Source organism: Paracoccus sp. MBLB3053 (assembly GCF_031822435.1).
GTDB classification, from domain to species: Bacteria; Pseudomonadota; Alphaproteobacteria; order Rhodobacterales; family Rhodobacteraceae; genus Paracoccus; species Paracoccus aurantius.
In genome coordinates this window covers 421232-441227 of record NZ_JAVQLW010000001.1, presented here as the reverse complement: position 1 = coordinate 441227, position 19996 = coordinate 421232, and the positions used below count along the sequence as shown (strand labels likewise).

At 61.6% G+C, this 19996-nt stretch carries 19 protein-coding genes; 12 read left to right on the top strand and 7 right to left on the bottom strand.

Annotated features, from left to right (window positions below; genetic code table 11):
• Positions 1–23: 23 nt before the first annotated feature.
• On the top strand, positions 24–1349 hold the full coding sequence (locus RGQ15_RS02155; protein ID WP_409201328.1) for a D-amino acid dehydrogenase: 1326 nt from the start codon (positions 24–26) through the stop codon (positions 1347–1349).
• Positions 1350–1413: 64 nt separating this feature from the next.
• On the opposite strand, the gene RGQ15_RS02150 is transcribed toward RGQ15_RS02155, so the two are convergent.
• The gene (locus RGQ15_RS02150; RefSeq protein ID WP_311158572.1) at positions 1414–1674 is read right to left on the bottom strand and encodes a GlsB/YeaQ/YmgE family stress response membrane protein; all 261 of its coding nucleotides are present in this window, start codon (positions 1672–1674) and stop codon (positions 1414–1416) included.
• A gap of 311 nt (positions 1675–1985) precedes the next feature.
• Here RGQ15_RS02150 and RGQ15_RS02145 point away from each other — a divergent pair, with 311 nt between their 5' ends.
• From RGQ15_RS02145 to RGQ15_RS02135, 3 genes are all read left to right on the top strand, one after another.
• The gene (locus tag RGQ15_RS02145) at positions 1986–2723 is read left to right on the top strand and encodes a L,D-transpeptidase (protein ID WP_311158571.1); all 738 of its coding nucleotides are present in this window, start codon (positions 1986–1988) and stop codon (positions 2721–2723) included.
• A gap of 166 nt (positions 2724–2889) precedes the next feature.
• Positions 2890–3309, top strand: a complete 420-nt coding sequence (locus RGQ15_RS02140) for a hypothetical protein (RefSeq protein ID WP_311158570.1) — start codon at positions 2890–2892, stop codon at positions 3307–3309.
• An 88-nt stretch (positions 3310–3397) separates the two neighbouring features.
• The gene (locus tag RGQ15_RS02135) at positions 3398–4312 is read left to right on the top strand and encodes a lytic transglycosylase domain-containing protein (protein ID WP_311158569.1); all 915 of its coding nucleotides are present in this window, start codon (positions 3398–3400) and stop codon (positions 4310–4312) included.
• Positions 4313–4348: 36 nt separating this feature from the next.
• On the opposite strand, the gene RGQ15_RS02130 is transcribed toward RGQ15_RS02135, so the two are convergent.
• The 3 genes from RGQ15_RS02130 to serB all read right to left on the bottom strand — a co-directional run bounded on the left by RGQ15_RS02130 (position 4349) and on the right by serB (position 7529).
• Positions 4349–5821, bottom strand: coding sequence for an ABC transporter substrate-binding protein (locus tag RGQ15_RS02130; RefSeq protein ID WP_311158568.1), 1473 nt, complete (start codon positions 5819–5821; stop codon positions 4349–4351).
• A gap of 58 nt (positions 5822–5879) precedes the next feature.
• Complete coding sequence (locus RGQ15_RS02125) at positions 5880–6572, bottom strand: CDP-alcohol phosphatidyltransferase family protein (protein WP_311158567.1); 693 nt, start codon at positions 6570–6572, stop codon at positions 5880–5882.
• Between the two features lie 81 nt (positions 6573–6653).
• The gene (gene serB, locus RGQ15_RS02120; RefSeq protein ID WP_311158566.1) at positions 6654–7529 is read right to left on the bottom strand and encodes a phosphoserine phosphatase SerB; all 876 of its coding nucleotides are present in this window, start codon (positions 7527–7529) and stop codon (positions 6654–6656) included.
• 189 nt (positions 7530–7718) lie between these two features.
• On the opposite strand from serB, the gene RGQ15_RS02115 reads away from it, so the two are divergent.
• The 4 genes from RGQ15_RS02115 to hspQ all read left to right on the top strand — a co-directional run bounded on the left by RGQ15_RS02115 (position 7719) and on the right by hspQ (position 11961).
• Positions 7719–8873, top strand: coding sequence for a phosphoserine transaminase (locus RGQ15_RS02115; RefSeq protein WP_311158565.1), 1155 nt, complete (start codon positions 7719–7721; stop codon positions 8871–8873).
• A 113-nt stretch (positions 8874–8986) separates the two neighbouring features.
• Entirely contained in the window at positions 8987–10576 is a 1590-nt protein-coding gene (gene serA, locus RGQ15_RS02110) for a phosphoglycerate dehydrogenase (RefSeq protein WP_311158564.1), read from the top strand.
• Positions 10577–10646: 70 nt separating this feature from the next.
• Positions 10647–11381: a metallophosphoesterase gene (locus tag RGQ15_RS02105; RefSeq protein WP_311158563.1), complete on the top strand. Its 735-nt coding sequence runs from the start codon at positions 10647–10649 to the stop codon at positions 11379–11381.
• A gap of 247 nt (positions 11382–11628) precedes the next feature.
• Positions 11629–11961 carry a heat shock protein HspQ gene (gene hspQ / locus RGQ15_RS02100; protein WP_311158562.1) on the top strand — a complete coding sequence of 111 codons (333 nt, stop codon included), beginning with the start codon at positions 11629–11631 and terminating at the stop codon, positions 11959–11961.
• A gap of 38 nt (positions 11962–11999) precedes the next feature.
• On the opposite strand, the gene RGQ15_RS02095 is transcribed toward hspQ, so the two are convergent.
• Complete coding sequence (locus RGQ15_RS02095) at positions 12000–12491, bottom strand: ATP-binding protein (protein ID WP_311158561.1); 492 nt, start codon at positions 12489–12491, stop codon at positions 12000–12002.
• A gap of 59 nt (positions 12492–12550) precedes the next feature.
• A complete protein-coding gene (locus RGQ15_RS02090) occupies positions 12551–12901 on the bottom strand; it encodes an STAS domain-containing protein (RefSeq protein ID WP_311158560.1) in 351 nt (116 codons plus the stop codon).
• Between the two features lie 404 nt (positions 12902–13305).
• Between RGQ15_RS02090 and RGQ15_RS02085 the strand changes: the two genes are divergently transcribed.
• From RGQ15_RS02085 to RGQ15_RS02070, 4 genes are all read left to right on the top strand, one after another.
• Positions 13306–14712: a circularly permuted type 2 ATP-grasp protein gene (locus RGQ15_RS02085; protein WP_311158558.1), complete on the top strand. Its 1407-nt coding sequence runs from the start codon at positions 13306–13308 to the stop codon at positions 14710–14712.
• 12 nt (positions 14713–14724) lie between these two features.
• Positions 14725–15684, top strand: coding sequence for an alpha-E domain-containing protein (locus RGQ15_RS02080; protein ID WP_311158557.1), 960 nt, complete (start codon positions 14725–14727; stop codon positions 15682–15684).
• A 10-nt stretch (positions 15685–15694) separates the two neighbouring features.
• A complete protein-coding gene (locus RGQ15_RS02075; protein WP_311158556.1) occupies positions 15695–16501 on the top strand; it encodes a transglutaminase family protein in 807 nt (268 codons plus the stop codon).
• A gap of 76 nt (positions 16502–16577) precedes the next feature.
• Positions 16578–17303, top strand: a complete 726-nt coding sequence (locus RGQ15_RS02070) for an Ntn hydrolase family protein (RefSeq protein WP_311158555.1) — start codon at positions 16578–16580, stop codon at positions 17301–17303.
• Between the two features lie 3 nt (positions 17304–17306).
• On the opposite strand, the gene mutS is transcribed toward RGQ15_RS02070, so the two are convergent.
• Complete coding sequence (gene mutS / locus RGQ15_RS02065) at positions 17307–19934, bottom strand: DNA mismatch repair protein MutS (RefSeq protein ID WP_311158554.1); 2628 nt, start codon at positions 19932–19934, stop codon at positions 17307–17309.
• Positions 19935–19996: the final 62 nt, after the last annotated feature.

The window sequence follows — 19996 nt, the reverse complement described above, 5'->3', positions numbered from 1 at the left end:
CCGAATGCGCTATCCTTCGAACAATCCCTTCTGAAAGGCGCGCGGACATGAAGATCATTGTTCTGGGAGCTGGCGTTATCGGCGTCACCTCGGCCTGGTATCTGGCGAAGGCCGGACATGAGGTGACGGTGATCGACCGTCAGCCCGGTCCGGCGCTTGAGACGAGCTTTGCGAATGCCGGCGAGATCTCGCCCGGCTATTCTTCGCCCTGGGCCGCGCCGGGCATTCCGCTCAAGGCGATGAAATGGATGTTCCAGCGCCATGCGCCGCTGGTCCTTCAGCCCAAGCTGGACATGCATCGTCTGGGCTGGCTTGCCCAGATGCTCGCGAATTGTACCAGCGCGGCCTATGCCGTGAACAAGAGCCGCATGGTCCGGATCGCGGAATACAGCCGTGATTGCCTTGCCGACCTGCGCGCGGAAACCGGTATTCATTACGACGAGCGCATGCAGGGCACGCTCCAGGTATTCCGCAAGCAGGAACAACTTGACGGCGCCGGGAAGGATATCGAGGTGCTGCGCGCCGATGGCGTGCCCTTCGAGGTTCTTGACCGCGAGGGGTGCATCGCGGCCGAGCCTGGCCTTGCGCGTTCCTCCGACATGATCGTGGGCGGACTGCGCTTGCCGGGTGATGAAACTGGCGATTGCTTCCAGTTCACGAACAACCTTGCCGAAATGTCCGGCGCACTGGGCGTCACCTTCCGTTGGGGTGTTTCCGTCGAGGGGATCGAGGCCGAAGGCGGCCGGATCAGCGCAGTCCGTACGGATCAGGGCCGCATGACCGCTGATCGCTACGTGCTTGCCATGGGACCGCATTCGCCACAATTGGTGCGCCATCTTGGCCTGAAGCTGCCGATCTATCCGTTGAAGGGCTATTCGCTGACGATCCCGATCGAGGACGAAAGCCGCGCCCCGGTTTCCACTGTCATGGATGAAACCTACAAGGTTGCAATCACGCGGCTTGGCGACCGGATTCGTGTCGGAGGGCTGGCCGAAATTGCCGGCTACGACCTGAGCCTCAATCCGCGACGCCGTGCGACACTGGCGAAATCCGTCACGGATCTGTTCGGGGGGGCCGGGGACCCGGACAAGGCGCAGTTCTGGACCGGGTTGCGGCCGATGACGCCGGACGGCACGCCAATTGTCGGGGCGACGCCGATCCCGAACCTTTATCTGAATACAGGTCACGGCACCTTGGGGTGGACAATGTCGGCAGGTTCCGGGCGGTTGCTGGCGGATCTGATGTCTGGCCGCAAGCCCGACATTGCTTCGGACGATCTTGGCTATGCACGTTATATGAAGGGTGTCAAAGCCAAGGCTCTTGGCGGCATGCAGACTGCACAAGCCTGAAACCAGCACCTGCCAAGTTTCCTCAGAACGGCCCCTTCCGGCTTCCGGGAGGGGCCAGCGTCGTTCAGGCGCGCCTGATCAGTCTAAGGATCAGCAGCAGGATGACTGCGCCGATCGTCGCATAGATGATGGAGCCGAGAATCGGGCTTGACGCTGCCATTCCGAGGCCAAGTGCGGGAAACAGGAACCCCGCGATGATCGCGCCGACGATGCCCACGACGATATTGGTCAGCAGGTCCTGTCCGTGTCCCTTGACGATCAGCCCGGCAAGCCACCCCGCAATGGCGCCGATCAGCAACGTGATAATAAGAGCTGTGATTGTCATTTCCGGCTCCTTGTCCGAGTGGGTGACATCGCGATATCGCGATCCTTGCAAACAACACGCCAGCATTCCCAACGGTTCCGGCAACGGTCAAAAAGTCCGGAAAACCGGATGATAGCCAGTGTTTGCGCAACAGTTAACCACTCATTCACATGTTCACAAAGGCTTGCACTTGACGCTCGGTGGGGCGGCGGGGCTTTAGTGATAAATCTGATCCGATTGCGCCTCTGCTCGGCGCGAGCGATGATTTGACGATTTCAGCTGCCACGGCTGCGCCGTAAGGAATGCAGCCGCGAAACGAAGGGAAAACATCAATGAGATTTGCCCCGCTCTTCCTGGCGTTGGGGCTCGGGCTTGCCGCCTGTGCGCCCACGACGACAATGCCCACGCAATCCTCTGTTGCCAGCGGTGCTTACGGCGCGCGCACTGACAGCGGTCCGAGCGGTGAACCGATCGAGATCCATGCTGTCCGCAATGCCTACCTGAACGATCGCAATACCCGTCAGCGCGTCGCCTATGCCGGTTCCGAGGCGCCCGGCACGATCGTCGTCGACCCCTATGCGCGGTTCCTCTATCATGTGATCGCCCCGGGTGAGGCCATGCGCTACGGCGTTGCGGTCGGGAAGGCCGGCAAGAACTTTTCGGGCGGTGCCACGATCAACCGCAAGGCCACCTGGCCAAGCTGGACCCCGACGGCGAACATGGTGCGCACCATGCCGGATCTGTATGGCCCGCTGAGAAATGGCCTGCCGGGGGGCATCGACAACCCGCTCGGGTCTCGCGCCTTCTACCTGTATCAGGGTGGCCGCGACACGCTCTATCGCATCCATGGGACGATGGACCCGTCCTCGATCGGCAAGGCTACCTCGGCTGGCTGCATTCGTATGTTCAACCAGGACATCATGGACCTCTATGGCGAAATCCCCACGGGAACGAGGGTCAAGGTCCGCTCGCGTTCGGAAAGCCTCGCGCTGGAAGGGCCGCTCAATCCCACGCCGGACGGATATCTTGAGCCTGCTGTGCCGGCGACAACGACCGTCGCCACCCAGTAAGGGCGGTTGTGAAACGAACGGTGCTCGGCTTGGTCAAGAGCCGGGCGCCCGCGAACGGCGGAAGCTGCATTCGTGAAACAGGACATATCTGCATGCCCATCCCTAGGAGTTGTAGATGACAGACGACAATCCAAAGACCGAGCCGGCACCGGACGATCTTGAGGGAATGATCGACCAGACGCAGTCCGCGGCCCTGCGACTTCTCGACGACAAGGCCCTGGGGGCGCTGCTGCGCGAGCTGCGCGCCAAGAAGTCTCAGGTGTCCGATGCCGCCGTGCAGAAGGAACTGGCGAAGGCGATCCGGCGCGGCAACACCGAAAAACGGACGCGCCTCGTCGCTTCTGTGAAGGCCGAACCCGTTCCCGAGGCGGAAAATGTGGACGGCGAGACCAAGAAGCAGAAGCGTGCTGCCAAGGCCGAGGCCAAGCTTCTGAAACAAGCCGAGAAGGCCGAAAAGAAGCGCGTGAAGCAGGCTGAAAAAGAAGAAAAGAAAGCCGAAAAGTCGCGCCAGCGCGCAGAGGCCAAGGTCCAGAAGAAGGCAGCTAAGACCGGGAAGACCAGGGCTGAGCCCGCCGAGACCGATTGAGCACAACGGCCGCGTCGAGAGAAGCCCGAGGTTTCAAAACCGGCGCATTGTTGGTATTTCTTGGGCGAGGCAGTTTTTCGAGTTGATAATGCGTCGTCTTGTCCTTGCGTTGCTTGCCGCGCTTGCCACTTCACCTGCAGCGACGGCCTATGAGGCTGTTGATGCCCTTCAGGGGCTGAGAGCGGTCGGGACTTCGGCCAAAAGCCGATGCACCGATGACGGGCTCTATTGTATCTCCATTGCGAATTATGTGCCCGACGTCTGTACCGCGATTGAGCGCGCGGCGGGACGCAACGGACTCGATCCGCATTTCTTCGCTCGTCTCCTGTGGAAGGAAAGCCTGTTCGAACCTGGTGCCGTCAGCCCCGTCGGTGCGATGGGAATCGCACAATTCATGCCGGGAACCGCTGCCATGGTAGGGCTGGACGATCCGTTCAATCCCGCCAAGGCAATCGCCGCCTCGGCGCAGTATTTGCGCAATCTCACCGATGCTTTCGGAAATATCGGCCTTGCCGCTGTCGCCTATAACGGAGGCGAAAATCGCGCCTCACGTTTCCTCTCAGAGGGGGGCGGCCTGCCTTGGGAAACGCAGGATTACGTTCAGGCGATCACTGGGCTGACCGCGATAAGCTGGCGCGACAGCCCACCGAAGGCGGCCGATCTGCGTCTGGACAAGGAACGGGCGTTCCTTCCGGCCTGCATCGATTTGGCCGGGACGAGGAAGTTGCGCGAATTCAAGACGATGGATCATCCCTGGCCTTGGGGCGTCATTGTCGCGACCCACCCCAGTCAATCGGGGGTAACGAGCCAGGTGTCGCGCCTGAACAAGACGCTTCGTCCGATCCTCGGGGGGAAACGGGTCAGTTACGTTCGACGCAAGATTTCTGGCGGGCCGCGCAAGGTCTATACTGCGCAGATCGGCTATTCGTCAAAGACCGAAGCTCATGCCTTCTGCAACCGACTACGCGGATTTGGCGGGCGCTGCATCGTGCTCAAGAACTGACGTGCCGGGGCCGCTGGAGGAACCCGATCCGTGCGGTCATTCGGTCCAGCGAACCTCGCTCAGATCATTGGCCGGCATGGGCGCATTTTCCCAAAGTCCCTCGATCTGCGCATTGGCAACCCCTGTCTTGGCAAGCTGAAACAGAAAGCCGTTGGCATATGTGCCGGCCAGGATCTCCTGCGCCTGACGAAGCAGACGCGAGCGTTCCCCGGGCTCGGTCGCCTCATCCAGCAGGCCCATCACCTTGTCAAAGGCGGGGTTTCCGTAGTTGAAGTAGTAGCCCGGACGCGCATAGATGCCGATATCCATCGGTTCGACATGACTGATGATGGTCAGATCGTAATCGGCATTCTTGAAGACCTGCTCAAGCCACTGCGCCCATTCCATATTGATGATCTGAGTGTTGATCCCGACAGCCCGCAATTCGGCGGCCACGATTTCACCCCCGCGGCGGGCATAGGGGGGCGGCGGCAGTGCAAGGCGAAGGGTCAGGTCCTTGACGCCGGCCTCGGCCAACAGCGCCTTCGAGCGCTCGGGATCGTAAGCGGATTCGGCGGTCAGGTCGACATAATCCGGATTGTGCGGCGCGAAATGCGTTCCGATAGGCGTGCCATAACCGAACATTGCCCCGTCGATGATCTCTTGCCGATTCAATGCATGGGCGATGGCTTCGCGAACTTTCAGCAGCTCCAGAGGCGGGCGAGCATGGTTCATCGCCAGGATGGTTTCGCCCTCGGTCGTTCCGACCAGAACCTTGAAACGGGGATCGGCCTGCAGTTGTGCCAGCGTCTCGGGGGCGGGATAGATCGGGAAGGCATCGACATCGCCGGACATCATCGCCGCGAATGCGGCGCTCGGGTCAGGGATGAAGCGAAAGGTTGCGGCCTTGATCGCGGGCTTTTCGCCCCAATACTGGTCGTTTGCCACAAGCGAAACGTGATCGCCCTGCGCCCAGTCCTGAAACCGGAAAGGTCCTGTGCCGACGGGGCTGGTCGCGATGTCCTTGACGCTGGCCTCATCGACAATGACGGCATCGCCCCAGGCCATCTTGAAGGGAAAGCCCCCGTCCGGCGCCTTCAGCGTGACGCGCACGGTCAGCGGGTCAACCGCCTCGGCCTTCTCGATGCCCTCGAATAGTGTCTTCTGCGCGTTCGTGCTTTCGGCTGCGCGCGCGCGATCCAGCGAAAAAATCACGTCCTGCGCGTCAAACGCGTTGCCATCATGGAAGCTCACGCCCTCGCGCAGGTGGAACAGGTAGCTTTTGCCGCCATTCTCGGCATCCCAGCTTTTGGCCAGTCCGGGCCGGACACTGCCATCCCGCCCGATGCGGGTCAGGCCTTCAAAGATGTTGGCATAGACGATCTCGTCGATCGCGGCTGCGGCACCGCCCGTGGGATCCAGGTTCGGCGGCTCGAGCACCATACCCAGCGTGATGCTGTCCTGCGCGGCAAGCGCAGGAGAGGTCAGCAGGGCAGACAGGGCCGCCGCCTTCGCGAATTTCCCGTTCATGTTTCCTCCGTCTGGGCCGGGGTGACCGGGCCAGCTTTTCAACCAAAGGCCGAAGGGATCAAGCCCGCTTCTCGGTCAATTGCTGCAAAAGACCGGCGCAGGTCAGCCAGAGAGAGGTGATCAGCAATCCCCAGCGGGCAAAGCTGTCGGGATGGAAGTCGACCATCACCGCCCAGACGGCGAAGACGACCCAGGCGCCAGTGACGGACAGCGAAACCGCGCGCCATCGCCTTGTGCGGACGGGGTGGATGAATTTGACGTTCGTGAACATCGCGACAGCCAGCGCCACGACCACGAAAAGGATGATCCAGAAGTTCGGCTTGAGCGCGAACAAGACCAGCACAACCATGTTCCAGCAGGCCGGGAAGCCGGCAAAGGAATAGTCCGTCGTCTTCATCCGGGTGTCGGCGAAATAGATCACGCTGCCATAGGTGATGGCGATGATCGCGATCCATCCGGTCCAGCCCGGCAGCAACCCGGACATGAAAAGCGCATAGGCGGGGATGAAGACATATGTGAGATAGTCGATGATGAGGTCCATCAGGACCCCATCATAGGTTGGCCAGTTCACCTTGACGTCATAGCGACGCGCCAGGGGACCGTCGATTCCGTCGACGATCAGCGCGATGACGAGCCAGAAGAACATTTGCGACCACTCTGCGCTGACAGCGGCCAGCAGAGCAAGCATCGACAGGATCGCGCCAGTAGCAGTCAGGAGGTGGACGGACAGGGCTTTGAAGCGAATTTTCATGCTTCGCTTCTTGCATTGATGGGCAAGCTTCGCAAGTTCGTGATCACGTGGCCCATCGCAACCGGCCGTCGCGACTAACGATCAGTTGACGAATTCCTCGGCCGCGTAGCCTTGCAGATAGAGCAGGGCGGTCAGGTCGCCGTGGTTGATACGCAGGTCGACCTGAGCCGCGACAACCGGCTTGGCGTGCAATGCCACACCCATCCCGGCAAGCTGGAGCATGCCAAGATCGTTTGCGCCGTCACCCACGGCGATTGCATCCGAAGGGGACAGGCCGCGCTTGGCGGTGATGCCTTCCAACGCCTCGATCTTGGCTTCGCGACCCAGAATCGGCAGTCCGACGTGCCCCGTCAGAACACCTTCGTCGGCCAGAAGCTCATTCGCGCGATGCTCGTCAAAGCCAAGTGCCGATGCAACAGGTCCGGTGAAAACGGTAAAGCCGCCGGACACCAGCGCTGTATAGGCACCTTGCCCGCGCATCGTGGCGACAAGCTGCTTGCCGCCCGCCGCAAGGGTGATGCGGCTTTCAAGCACCTCGCCAATCACAGATTCGGCAAGTCCGGCCAGCAGACCCACGCGAGCGACCAGCGCCTCGTGAAAGTTCAGCTCTCCATTCATCGCAAGCGCGGTGATTTCGGCCACGCGCGGGCCGACGCCCGCGAAATCGGCCAATTCGTCGATACATTCCTGCTCGATCATGGTCGAATCCATATCGGCAAGCAGCACCGACTTGCGGCGGCCCTGTGTCGGCTGGATGGCGAGGTCAAAGCCCTTGGCTTGCAGGCTTTCCCAGAGTTGCCAGAAATTCGCTGGTTGCCGTTCGACCGGGAACTCAGCCGCGATTCCCTCGTTCAGCCAGATCACATGTCCCCCTTTCCAATCGCGACGAAGCTCTTCGACAAGAGAGCGGCTCAGGTTGGCGCGTTGCGGGGCGGCAAGGACGGTGACGGTGAACATGGGGTCTCCGGGGCCAGAAAATCTGCCGCAGCACTAGCCAAACTGGGCGGCCGCTTCAATCAAGCGTCGTGAATTAATCCGCCGAAGCGCTCACGAAAATAATTCTTGCCTGAATCTTGGACCCGGTATATCGCCGTCAGCGGGACACGCCGCCCCAACGCGGCGCTATCTAGCTGGAAGGCTACACATATGAGCATGACTGCTCCGGCTGCGCGCCCGGTCAATCCGCGCTTCTCTTCGGGCCCCTGCGCGAAGATTCCGAATTTCTCGCTCGACATGCTTGCTGATGCGCCTCTGGGCCGCTCGCACCGTGCAGCGATCGGCAAATCGAAACTCGCCGAAGCCATCGACCTGACCCGTGAAGTCCTTGGCGTCCCCGCCGAATACCGCATCGGCATCGTTCCGGCATCCGATACCGGCGCCGTCGAAATGGCCCTGTGGTCGCTGCTTGGCCCGCGCCATGTCGAGATGCTGGCCTGGGAAAGCTTTGGCGAAGGCTGGGTCACCGATGTCGTGAAACAGCTGAAACTGGACGCCACGACCCGCAAAGCCCCATATGGTGAAATCGTCGATTTCGCCGAAGTCGATTTCAACAATGACGTGGTCTTCACCTGGAACGGCACGACTTCGGGCGTGCGCGTTCCGAATGGCGACAAGATCCCGGCCGACCGCGAAGGTCTGACCATCTGCGACGCGACCTCGGCCGCTTTCGCGATGGATTTGCCCTTCGACAAGCTCGATGTGGTGACCTTCAGCTGGCAGAAGGTTCTAGGCGGCGAGGGCGCGCATGGCGTCCTGATCCTGTCGCCCCGCGCCGTCGCCCGTCTGGAAAGCTACACTCCGGCCTGGCCGCTGCCCAAGATCTTCCGCATGACCAAGGGCGGCAAGCTCATCGAGGGCATCTTCAAGGGCGAAACGATCAATACGCCCTCGATGCTCTGCGTCGAAGACTACCTCGTGGCGCTGAAATGGGCGCAATCGCTGGGCGGTCAGAAGGGCCTGGAAGCCCGCGCCAACGCGAACTCGGCTGCCGTGCGTGATTTCATCGCGGACAAGGACTGGATCGCCGACCTGGCCGAGGACCCGGCGACGGCCTCGACCACCTCGGTCTGCCTGAAATTCACCGATCCGCGCATCAAGGACGGGGCGGCTTTCGCCAAGGCCGTCGCCAAGCGCCTCGAGAAAGAGGGCGTGGCACTGGACGCCGGGGCCTATCGTGACGCGCCGGCTGGCCTGCGCATCTGGTGCGGTTCGACCGTCGAGGCCTCGGATGTCGCGGCGCTGATGCCGTGGATCGAATACGCCTTCAACGCCGAGATCGAAGCGCAGGCCGTCGAGGCCTGATATCGACCGGACCGGGGGCTATCCCCCGGGGCCGGTACACCTGAAGACAAAAGATAATGAGCCGCAGCACCCGTGGGTCGCTGCCCGGCCCCGCATATCCAAAGGATTGAGACATGCCCAAGGTTCTCGTTTCGGACAAGCTTTCGGAAACCGCCGTTCAGATCTTCCGCGACCGTGGCGTCGAGGTGGATTACCTGCCCGATGTCGGCAAGGACAAGGAAAAGCTGGCCGAGATCATCGGCCAATATGACGGCCTCGCCATCCGCTCGGCCACCAAGGTGACCGCGAAGCTGCTGGAAAGCGCGACCAATCTGAAGGTCATCGGCCGCGCCGGCATCGGCGTCGATAACGTCGAGATCCCGGCTGCCTCGAAAAAGGGCGTGATCGTGATGAACACGCCCTTCGGCAACAGCGTCACCACCGCCGAACATGCCATTGCGCTGATGTTCGCCGTGGCGCGCCAACTGCCCGAGGCCTCGGCTTCGACCCATGCCGGGAAATGGGAAAAGAACCGTTTCATGGGCGTCGAGGTCTTCAACAAGACTCTTGGCATCATCGGCGCGGGCAATATCGGCTCGATCGTGATCGACCGCGCCCTGGGCCTGCGCATGAAGGTCCTGGCCTATGACCCCTTCCTGTCGGAAGAGCGCGCGCTGGAACTCGGCGTGAAAAAGGTCGAGCTGGACGAGATGCTGGCCAAGGCCGATTTCATCACCCTGCACGTTCCGCTGACCGACAAGACCCGCAATATCCTGTCGCGCGAGAACCTTGCCAAGACCAAGAAGGGCGTCCGCATCGTCAACGCCGCGCGTGGTGGTCTGATCGACGAGGAAGCGCTGGCCGAACTGCTGAAATCGGGCCATGTCGCCGGTGCCGCGCTGGACGTCTTCGCGACCGAGCCTGCGACCGAAAGCCCGCTTTTCGGCCTGCCGAACGTGGTCGTGACGCCGCATCTGGGCGCCTCGACCAACGAGGCGCAGGAAAACGTCGCTCTGCAGGTCGCCGAGCAGATGTCGGACTACCTTCTGACCGGCGCGGTGCAGAACGCGCTGAACATGCCCTCGGTCACCGCCGAGGAAGCCGCGGTCATGGGCCCCTGGATCAAGCTGGCCGGCCATCTTGGTGCCTTCATCGGCCAGATGACCGATGAGCCGATCAAGGCGATCAACGTGCTTTACGACGGCGTCGCCGCGGAAATGAACCTGAAGGCGCTGAATGCCTCGGTGATCTCGGGCGTGATGAAAGCGACCAACCCGGACGTGAACATGGTCTCGGCCCCTGTGATGGCCGCCGAGCGCGGTGTGCAGATCGCGACGACCACCCAAGCCAAGGGCGGGATCTTTGACGGTTACATCAAGGTCACCGTCGTCACCGAGACGCGTGAACGCTCGATCGCCGGCACTGTCTTCAGCGATGGCAAGCCGCGCTTCATCCAGATCCGTGGCATCAATGTCGATGCCGAGATCGGCGCGCATATGCTCTACACCCGTAACAAGGACGTGCCGGGCGTGATCGGTGCATTGGGGATGACGCTTGGTGATCTGGGCGTGAACATCGCGAACTTCACGCTTGGCCGCACCAAGGCAGGAGACGATGCGATCGCGATCCTCTATCTCGACGAGGAACTGAAGCCAGAGGTGATCGAAGCGCTTCGTGCGACCGGCAAGTTCATCCAGGTTCGCCCGATCAATTTCGAGATCTGATCTTGAACCCGACTGCCCCCGGAGTAACGTCCGGGGGCTTTTTCTTGGTGGGGCAAGCACGCGCAACTATGTGATCGGCGATATTCATGGCCAGCTCGGGCTGCTCAGGGCCGTGCATGACAGGATCGCGCGTGACGCTGCCGAGCATGGTGGTGGCGGGCAGGTCGTGCATGTCGGCGACCTGATCGACCGCGGCCCGGATTCACGCGGTGTCCTTGAATACCTGATGCAAGGGCAGGCCGATGGTCGGCCTTGGATCGTGCTGAAGGGCAATCACGATCGCTTCCTGCCACGCTGCATCCGCCAACCCGAATGGATTGACCCGGGGCTGGCCTCGGGTCGTCACTGGCTGGATCACGCCAACCTGGGTGCAGGCGCCACCCTTGCTTCATACGGGGTGGAGCGGGGAGAGCGAGAGCATCGCGACGTTCTCGAGGATCTGCAGCGCGCAGTCCCTGCGGCCCATCTGGATTGGATCGAGGACTTGCCGCTATGGCACAGGATACCAGGCGCGCTGATCGTCCATGCGGGGATCAGGCCGGGTCTTGGGATTCATGAACAATCCGAACAGGATCTATTGTGGATCAGGCAGGGGTTTCTTGACGACCGCACCGACCATGGCGTCCTGGTGGTTCATGGGCATACGGTCGTGGATGAGGTCACACATTACGGGAACAGGCTGGCGATCGACACGGGGGCGGCATATGGCGGTCCGCTGAGCGCGGTCGTCTTCGATGAAGACGGTCTGCATCGGCTTGCCGACCGGGGCAGGGTCCCAATCCATCACGGGCAGATCGCCAGCTGAGCCGACCGAATCGATGTGCGGTCGCGGGCTGCGCGGGCTTCGCGCAGGGACAGGGCGCAACGTTGAGGTTTCGCGCCATGGTTGTTAAATCTGGATGGCCGTGCTTCCTGAAAGCATGCTCGACATGCAGTTTGACCAAGCAGCTCAGGGTTTTAACTGAATTGGCGGAACGGGCCTGGGCCGAGCCGAAAGGTGGACAGTGGCGGCCCCGCGCGCTATTGAGCGCGACGAAACAGGAACATTCATCATGCGGATTCCGTCTAAAAGGGCGAAATACAATCTGGGGCAAGTCGTGAGGCACCGCGAACATCCGTTTCGCGGTGTGGTTTTCGATGTCGATCCGGAATTCGCCAATACCGAGGAATGGTACGAATCCATCCCCGAGGACTCGCGGCCTTCGCGCAATCAGCCATTCTACCATCTCTATGCTGAAACCGAGGCGACCTATTATGTTGCCTATGTTTCCGAGCAGAACCTGGTGCCAGATGTTTCGGGCGAGCCGCTTGAGCATCCGGAGGTCGACGAGATGTTCGGCGAATTCACCGATGGTCGCTATCCCCTGCAGTTCGGGCTGAACTGAACGCCCGGCGTTTCCATGCTCGCATAGGTGCGGAGGGTTTAGCCCACTTTGCCTTCGGCATTGCGATCTGCCCCGGCTTCGATCGGGATGATGAAGGCAAGGAAGTTTCGGTCCCCTTCACGGAAATAGGTCAGCGACGTCGCGAGGTCCTGGATCAGGTACCAACCGAACCCGCCTTCGGGCAAAAGGTGCAGGGCTTCCTCGCTGGAGATGTCGAGGTCGTCGGCTGGAAGCGGCAGAACCCTTTCTCCCAGGCAGTCCGGGGGCAGCGGCCTTCCGTCATCAGTCACCGCACAGGCAATCCCGCCGACATGACGCACGACGCAAAGATGGATTACGGGGCCGGAGTCGGAGCTTTCCCGTGATCGGGCGCAGGCGCCGTGCTGGCAGATATTGTTCAGGACTTCTGCCAGCGCGAGTTCGAGGCGGGCGATTACCTCATCCTCGGCGCAGTCGATGAACCTTGCGCGCATGAATACGAGCGCCTGCCGCACGGTCAATGCGTCGGCGCGAAATATGCGATGCAGCATCGGGCTTCTCGAGGGCGGGGGCGGGCGCAGGCGATCGCTGTCTGGGTGCGGCACAATGCTCATTCGCCGGGTTCCGTCGAGAGCCCAGGATGGGTGCACGGAGATCCCGGCCGGATCGTCATGATCGTGTCCATCCGTGTCAGGCGAAAGACGCGTTCGACATTGGGTGTAAGCCCTATGAGTTCCAAGCGGCGACCTGCTGGCATCGACTTGAAGATCGCGATCACGGCGCCCAGACCAGAGCTATCCATGAAATCAACCGGTGAGAGATCGAGCGTGACCAGGCTGCCACCGTGCACGGCCAGGTTTCGGACGCGATCCTTGAACGCAGTTGCAATGGCGGCATCCAGCCGTCTTTCGTCCACCCGGATGGTTATTCCGTCATTATGGGGCAGCAGGGTCAGTTGCATATGATTACCCGTCGGACCTGAGATCTTGCGAAAGCTCTAAACGACAATGGGTTACGATTTGATTAGCGGATATCGGGCTGCCGATGAAATCCGGTTCACCGATCGAAAGAAATATCTGAAAGCACGCGCCGAATGGATTGGCACTGTTGCGTTATTGAGCAGGGGGGGCAGCCGGGGCTGCCCGAAAAACTCGCCGCGTTTGTTGCTGCGGGGAACATCAATTATTGATATAAATCAATAATGTGATCTGATTCTGGCAATATCTGACGCTGGCGCCTTTTCGGGCAGTCTCTGCCCATGCTTTCTTCATCGGGGAACTTCCGCCACAAGATCGCTGTTGGCCCAATGGACAGTATCGGCTCGATTGCGAAGATCATGGGCAGAGGTGAGGAAGCCGGTTGACCATGTATTACAATGAAATGTTGGAAAGCGGACAGGTCCGTGCCCCCTATGCCATGCTTTCGGATTGGGTGCAGACCATGCCGAATGACATTCGGCAGATGAAACAGGCCGAAGCCGAAAGCCTGTTCAGGCGAATAGGCATCACCTTCGCGGTCTACGGAGAGGGCGGCGACCCTGATCGTCTCATTCCCTTCGACATGATGCCGCGCGTCTTCATGCAAAGCGAATGGCGCAAGCTGGAACGCGGGATCAAGCAAAGGGCTCGTGCCCTGAACGCCTTTCTGCGAGACGTTTATTCGCGCGGTGAGATCATCCGGGCGGGCCGCATTCCCGCAAAGCTCGTCTATCAGAACGAAGCATTCGAGAAATCCGTGGTCGGCTTCGTCCCGCCACGCGGCGTTTTTTCCCATATCGTCGGCATCGATATCGTTCGCACCGGACGGGACGAGTTTTTCGTGCTCGAGGACAACTGCCGCACTCCTTCGGGGGTTAGCTACATGCTCGAGAACCGCGAGATCATGATGCGCATGTTCCCGGGCCTTTTTCGCCATAACCGCATCGAGCCGGTTGACCAGTATCCCGAGTTGCTGCGCCGCACCCTGGCCTCGGTCGCGCCGGCCAAATGTGAGGGAGCGCCGACGGTGGTGGTGCTGACGCCCGGCCATTTCAACAGCGCCTATTACGAGCACAGCTTCCTTGCCAACCTGATGGGCGTCGAACTGGTCGAGGGCAGCGACCTGTTCGTCGATGGCGGATTTGTCTACATGCGCACGACCCAGGGGGCAAAGCGGGTGGATGTGATCTACCGCCGCATCGACGATCCGTTCCTTGACCCGCTGTGCTTTCGCAAGGATTCGATGCTGGGTGTTCCAGGGCTCATGGATGTATACCGCTCGGGCGGCGTGGCGATTGCCTCGGCCCCGGGGGCGGGTGTCGCGGATGACAAGGCGATCTACACCTATGTGCCCGAGATGGTGCGCTTCTACCTTGGCGAGGAGCCCTTGCTGCAGAACGTCCAGACCTGGACGCTTTGGAAGGAAGATGACTACAAATACGTCATGGCGAACCTCAAGGATCTGGTGGTCAAGGAGGTTCACGGCTCGGGGGGGTACGGCATGCTGATCGGACCCAAGGCCAGCAAGGAGGAAATCGCGCATTTCGGCGAACTCATAAAGGCCAATCCCGGGAATTATATCGCCCAGCCGACACTGGCACTTTCGACCAGCCCGACATTCGTGGACGAGGGGCTTGCCCCGCGCCATGTCGATTTGCGGCCCTTTTGTCTTTGCGGCGATCGGGTCGAGCTGGTGCCGGGCGGGCTGACACGCGTCGCTCTGCGCGAAGGGTCGCTCGTCGTGAACTCGTCGCAGGGCGGCGGGGTCAAGGACACCTGGGTCCTGACGGAATAAGGAAGGTCAGCCATGCTCAGCCGCACTGCCGCCAACCTGTTCTGGATGGGACGTCATCTGGAACGAGCCGAAACCGCAGCCCGACTTCTGGACGTGGGCGCGCGGATCACGCTTTTGCCGAATACCGAAGAAGGCTATCGAAACGAATGGCAATCGCTCTTGCGCGCCTCGGGGGTGCAGGACACTTTCGCCCAGCATTACGGGGAACAGATCAATCAGGAGAATATCGAGTCCTGGCTGTTCTTCGACAAGGAGAATCCTTCCTCGGTCGCGTCCTGCATCGAAAAGGCACGAGAAGGCGGCCGCATCGTCCGGACTGCGCTCACCAGCCAGGTCTGGGACGCGCTCAACACCGCATATCAGGAGTTGAAGCAACTTAGGTTGAAGCCGCGCCAGGATATCGATACCGCGCTGCTGACCGATTTCACGACGCGGCACGGTGCGACGGTCCGTGGCGCGATCAACGCCACACAGTTACGCAATGACGGCTGGCATTTCGTCAACCTGGGCTATTCGCTCGAACGCGCGGATGCGACTTCGCGACTGCTTGATGTCAAGTATTACGTGCTTTTGCCACGCGTTGAATTCGTCGGCTCGGGTCTGGACAACTATCAGTGGCAGGTGATCCTGCGGGCGCTCTCCGCGCATCGCGCCTTCCACTGGGCCTATGGTGGCGATGTCACCGCGACCAAGGTGGCCGATTTCCTGATCCTGAATGGCGAAAGTCCGCGTTCGCTTCTGACCTCGCTCTATGAGGCAGTCTGGAACCTGGACGGGTTGACCAGGCGCTATGGCGAAAGTGTGCCGTCGACGGCCTCCGCCCATGCCCGCCAGACACTCGAATCGCTGATGGGGCGCGACATCGAAACGATTTTCGACGAAGGCCTGCATGATTTCCTCACCTGGTTCATCGGCGAAATCGGCCAGATATCGAACGCCGTGAACGACGATTATTTCAGCGGACGGATGTAGGGAGGGGGTGATGAAACTGAAGATCTTTCATGAAACGAGCTATAGCTACGACACGCCCGTACGCGCACTTGTCCAAAGTCTTCGGCTGACCCCTTCGGTATTCGAGGGCCAGCGGGTCAGCGAATGGCAGATTTCGGTCAGCGGCGGGCAACGCGGTGCGGCCTTTCGCGACGGGGCGGGGGACTGGATCGAAGGCTGGACAGTGCGCGGTCCTGTCGAGGCAGTCTCGGTTACGATCGAAGGGGTGATCGAGACGCGCGACACTGCGGGCGTTCTGCGCGGTCATCGCGAAACCGTAAGCCCGCTCGTCTATCTGCGTCCCACACCGGCGACGAAGTCCGATGGCGCAATCGCCGAGCTTGCGGCGGCGATCGAAGGGGCTGATCCGCTTGATCTCGCCCATAAGCTCGCGGCGGCGGTCCACGAGGCCATCGATTACCTGCCCGGCGCGACCGAGGCGTCGACCTCGGCCGCGCATGCGCTGGAACTGGGGCAGGGGGTCTGTCAGGACCATGCCCATGTGATGATCGCCTGCGCGCGAGAGCGTGGCCTGCCGGCGAGGTATGTCTCGGGGTACCTGCATTCCAGCGTGGACGGCAAGTTGCAGGATGCAGCCCATGCCTGGGCCGAGATCCATGTTGGCCCGCTGGGCTGGGTGGGTTTCGATGCCGCCAATGCCTGTTGTCCGGATGACCGCTATGTGCGCCTTGGCTCGGGATATGACGCACAGGATGCGGCCCCGGTCCGGGGTATGGCCTTCGGCATGGGCACCGAAGTGCTCGATGTCCGCGTCCATGTCGAAGAGGTCCAGCAATAGCCTGACATTCTTCATGTTGTCCTGTCGGCGCGGGACGCCTATCTGTCAGCCCGTAAGAGGTTCCAGGAAGTCGAAGATGACCTATTGCGTTGGCCTGAAGTTGAACGACGGGATGGTCCTGCTGTCCGATACGCGCACCAATGCGGGGCTCGACAACATTTCCACCTATCGCAAGATGTTCTTCTTCGAGGAACCCGGTGAGCGCGCCATCGCGATCATGACCGCAGGCAGTCTTTCGGTGACCCAGACGACCTTGAGCAGGTTGCAGGAAGCGATCGAGGACCCCGATTCCGACGAGACGACCTCGATCATGAAGGCGAACTCGATGCTACAGGTCGCCTCGATCATCGGCGACACGCTGAACCGCACCCGCCGCGAGATTGCCGAGCAGACCCGAGACCTGAACCAGCAGGCCAGCGCGAGCATGATCGTCGCAGGGCAGCGGCAGGGCGGGGACATGCGGATGTTCCTGATCTATCCGCAGGGCAATTTCATCATGGCGACCGAGGACACGCCCTTCCTGCAAATTGGCGAACACAAATATGGCAAGCCGATCCTCGATCGGGTCGTGACGCTTGAAACCGATCTGGCGGATGCCCAGAAGGCGGTGCTTCTGTCGATGGACTCGACGCTGCGCTCGAATCTCTCGGTCGGAATGCCGCTGGATCTGGCCGTCATCGAAAAGGACGATCTGCGAATTTCGCTTCGCCGCCGCATACTCGACGGCGACCCGGCCTTCATGGCGATGTCGCATGCCTGGTCGGCGGCCCTGCGCGACAGTTTCGGCAAGGTCTCGATCTGAGTCCTATCCCCCCATCATCCCGCGAAGCTCATAGACAAGGTCCAGGGCTTCTCGTGCCGTGATCATGTCGGGGTTCAATTCGCGCAGGCGGGTTTCGACGGCTGATGGTTCCGCCGGGGTCGGAGGCGGCGGAGGAGCTGCGCGGAAAAGCGGCAGGTCGTCGAGTAGAGCTGCGGGCTTTCCTGCGCCCTCGCGTTCGCCGCTTTCAAGTTGCTGCAGGATTTCGCGTGCGCGTTCGACCACTGAAGGCGGCAGGCCCGCAAGTCGCGCGACCTGCACCCCGTAACTGCGATCAGCCGCGCCCTTCCTTACCTCGTGCAGGAAGATCACTTCTCCCTCCCATTCGCGCACGGCGACCGTGGCATTTTCAACGCCGGAAAGTCGGGCGGAGAGCGAGGTCATCTCGTGGTAATGCGTGGCAAACAGCGCCCGGCAGCGGTTTTTCGCCTGAAGATGCTCCATCACGGCCCAGGCGATGGAGAGCCCGTCCCAGGTTGCGGTGCCACGGCCGATCTCGTCCAGGATCACCAGCGCATGGTCATCGGCCTGATTGAGGATGGCGGCGGTTTCGACCATCTCGACCATGAAGGTCGAACGTCCCCGCGCAAGATCATCCGCCGCACCGACCCGGCTGAAAAGCTGGCTGACCATGCCGATATGGGCCCGGCGCGCGGGAACGAAGGCTCCGGCCTGGGCAAGGATCGCGATCAGGGCGTTCTGGCGCAGGAAAGTCGACTTGCCGGCCATGTTGGGGCCGGTCAGGAGCCATATCGCGGGGGTCTTTTCTTCGGTCAGTGGGCAATCATTGGCCACGAATGCTTCGCCCTTGCGCTTCAGGGCGCGCTCGACGACGGGGTGCCGCCCACCCTCGATCATGAAGGCCCGGCTGGCGTCCACCTGCGGCTGCACCCAGCCTTCGCCCGAGGCGATGTCGGCAAAAGCGGCGGTCAGGTCGATCTCGGCCAGTGCGCGGGCAGCCTGCGCAATCTGGGGCGCAAGATCCAGAACGGCACGGCACAAACGGCCAAAGATCTGGCGTTCGATCTCCAATGCGCGGTCGCGTGCGTTCAGGATGCGGGTTTCCAGCTCGCTCAGTTCGACCGTGGTGAAGCGGATCTGGTTGGCTGTCGTCTGGCGATGGATGAAGCGTTCGTTCAACGGCGGTGCCAGCATGCGCTCGGCATGGGTCGAGGTGGTCTCGATGAAATAGCCAAGCACGTTGTTGTGCTTGATCTTGAGGCTTTGGACGCCCGTCTCGGCGATGTAGTCCGCCTGCATTCGCGCAATCACGCCGCGCCCCTCGTCGCGCAGGCGGCGGGTTTCGTCCAGGTCTTCATCGAAACCCGGCGCGACGAAACCTCCATCCCGGGCAAGCAGCGGCGGCTCGGCCACCAGCGCCTCGTCGAGAAGGTCGATCAACGCGTCATGCCCGGTCAGGTCACGGGCGGCCTGGGCCAGAATCCGGATCTCGTCATTTCCCAGCATCGCGGCGATCGAATGTCCTTGGGTCAGTCCAGCGCGGATCGCGGCAAGATCGCGCGGGCCGCCCCGTTCCAGTCCCAGGCGTGACAGCGCGCGATCCATGTCGGGGCTGCGGGACAGGGCGTCGCGCAGATCCGCAGTCAGGCGCGGCTCGGCGACAAGATACCCGACTGCGGCTTGTCGCGTCAGGATCAGGTCAAGGTCGCGCGAAGGCGCGCTGATCCGCCGTTCGAGCAATCGTGCGCCACCTGCGGTCACTGTGCGGTCGATCGCCGCGAGCAGGCTGCCTTCGCGCCCACCGGAAAGGGCTTGCGTCAGTTCCAGATTTCGTCGGGTCGCGGCGTCGATCTGCATCGCCCCGCCCATGGCCTCGCGCACGGGCGGGCGCAGCAAAGGCATCCGGCCCTTCTGGGTAAGTTCAAGATAATCCGCGATTGCGCCCATCGCAGCCAGTTCGGCGCGCGAAAAGCTTCCGAAACCTTCCAGCGTTTCCACGTGGAACAGCGTGCAAAGCCGTCGCGTGGCGGATGCGCTGTCGAAACTGCCCAAGGGAAGCTCGGTCAGCGCTGCGCCGCATTCCGCGGCGATGTCGTCAAGGCGCGAGCCTTCGGCCGTCAGCAATTCCCGCGGCGCATGCCGGGCGAGTTCAGGAGCAAGTCGCGGCTCGGGGCATGGCATCACGCGAAACTCGCCGGTCGAGATGTCGACCCAGGCAAGCGCGCATTCGTCCCGTACGCTCGCGAAACTGGCGAGGAAATTGTGCCGTCTGGCTTCGAGCAGCGATTCCTCGGTCAGCGTGCCAGGCGTCACGAGCCGAACCACATCGCGGGCAACGACCGATTTCGATCCTCGCTTCCTGGCTTCCGCCGGATCTTCCATCTGTTCGGCGATGGCGACGCGGAACCCCTTGCGGATCAGGGTCAGAAGATAGCTTTCGGCGGCATGCACCGGCACGCCGCACATCGGGATGGGTTCGCCCAGATGCGTGCCGCGCTTGGTCAGGGCGATGTCGAGCGCCGCTGAAGCGGCAATCGCATCCTCGAAGAACATCTCGTAGAAATCGCCCATCCGGTAGAACAGCAGCGATCCCGGATTGGCCTCGCGGATCGCGAGATACTGGGCCATCATCGGGGTGGGTTGGTCGCTCATGTTCCAGCCTGTGCTTTCGAGGGTGAGTCCTTCTATTGAATGACGCGCGGGATGCAAACCGA

What these genes read in the sequence shown, in the direction of transcription:
- RGQ15_RS02075 (WP_311158556.1), top strand. Translation starts at nt 15,695, where the DNA reads ATGAAACTGAAGATCTTTCATGAAACGAGCTATAGCTACGACACGCCC.
- RGQ15_RS02070 (WP_311158555.1), top strand. Translation starts at nt 16,578, where the DNA reads ATGACCTATTGCGTTGGCCTGAAGTTGAACGACGGGATGGTCCTGCTG.
- RGQ15_RS02115 (WP_311158565.1), top strand. Translation starts at nt 7,719, where the DNA reads ATGAGCATGACTGCTCCGGCTGCGCGCCCGGTCAATCCGCGCTTCTCT.
- RGQ15_RS02140 (WP_311158570.1), top strand. Translation starts at nt 2,890, where the DNA reads ATGATCGACCAGACGCAGTCCGCGGCCCTGCGACTTCTCGACGACAAG.
- RGQ15_RS02150 (WP_311158572.1), bottom strand. Translation starts at nt 1,674, where the DNA reads ATGACAATCACAGCTCTTATTATCACGTTGCTGATCGGCGCCATTGCG.
- RGQ15_RS02090 (WP_311158560.1), bottom strand. Translation starts at nt 12,901, where the DNA reads ATGCAACTGACCCTGCTGCCCCATAATGACGGAATAACCATCCGGGTG.
- hspQ (WP_311158562.1), top strand. Translation starts at nt 11,629, where the DNA reads ATGCGGATTCCGTCTAAAAGGGCGAAATACAATCTGGGGCAAGTCGTG.
- serB (WP_311158566.1), bottom strand. Translation starts at nt 7,529, where the DNA reads ATGTTCACCGTCACCGTCCTTGCCGCCCCGCAACGCGCCAACCTGAGC.
- RGQ15_RS02130 (WP_311158568.1), bottom strand. Translation starts at nt 5,821, where the DNA reads ATGAACGGGAAATTCGCGAAGGCGGCGGCCCTGTCTGCCCTGCTGACC.
- RGQ15_RS02095 (WP_311158561.1), bottom strand. Translation starts at nt 12,491, where the DNA reads ATGCTGCATCGCATATTTCGCGCCGACGCATTGACCGTGCGGCAGGCG.
- mutS (WP_311158554.1), bottom strand. Translation starts at nt 19,934, where the DNA reads ATGAGCGACCAACCCACCCCGATGATGGCCCAGTATCTCGCGATCCGC.
- RGQ15_RS02135 (WP_311158569.1), top strand. Translation starts at nt 3,398, where the DNA reads ATGCGTCGTCTTGTCCTTGCGTTGCTTGCCGCGCTTGCCACTTCACCT.
- RGQ15_RS02080 (WP_311158557.1), top strand. Translation starts at nt 14,725, where the DNA reads ATGCTCAGCCGCACTGCCGCCAACCTGTTCTGGATGGGACGTCATCTG.
- RGQ15_RS02125 (WP_311158567.1), bottom strand. Translation starts at nt 6,572, where the DNA reads ATGAAAATTCGCTTCAAAGCCCTGTCCGTCCACCTCCTGACTGCTACT.
- RGQ15_RS02085 (WP_311158558.1), top strand. Translation starts at nt 13,306, where the DNA reads ATGTATTACAATGAAATGTTGGAAAGCGGACAGGTCCGTGCCCCCTAT.
- RGQ15_RS02145 (WP_311158571.1), top strand. Translation starts at nt 1,986, where the DNA reads ATGAGATTTGCCCCGCTCTTCCTGGCGTTGGGGCTCGGGCTTGCCGCC.
- serA (WP_311158564.1), top strand. Translation starts at nt 8,987, where the DNA reads ATGCCCAAGGTTCTCGTTTCGGACAAGCTTTCGGAAACCGCCGTTCAG.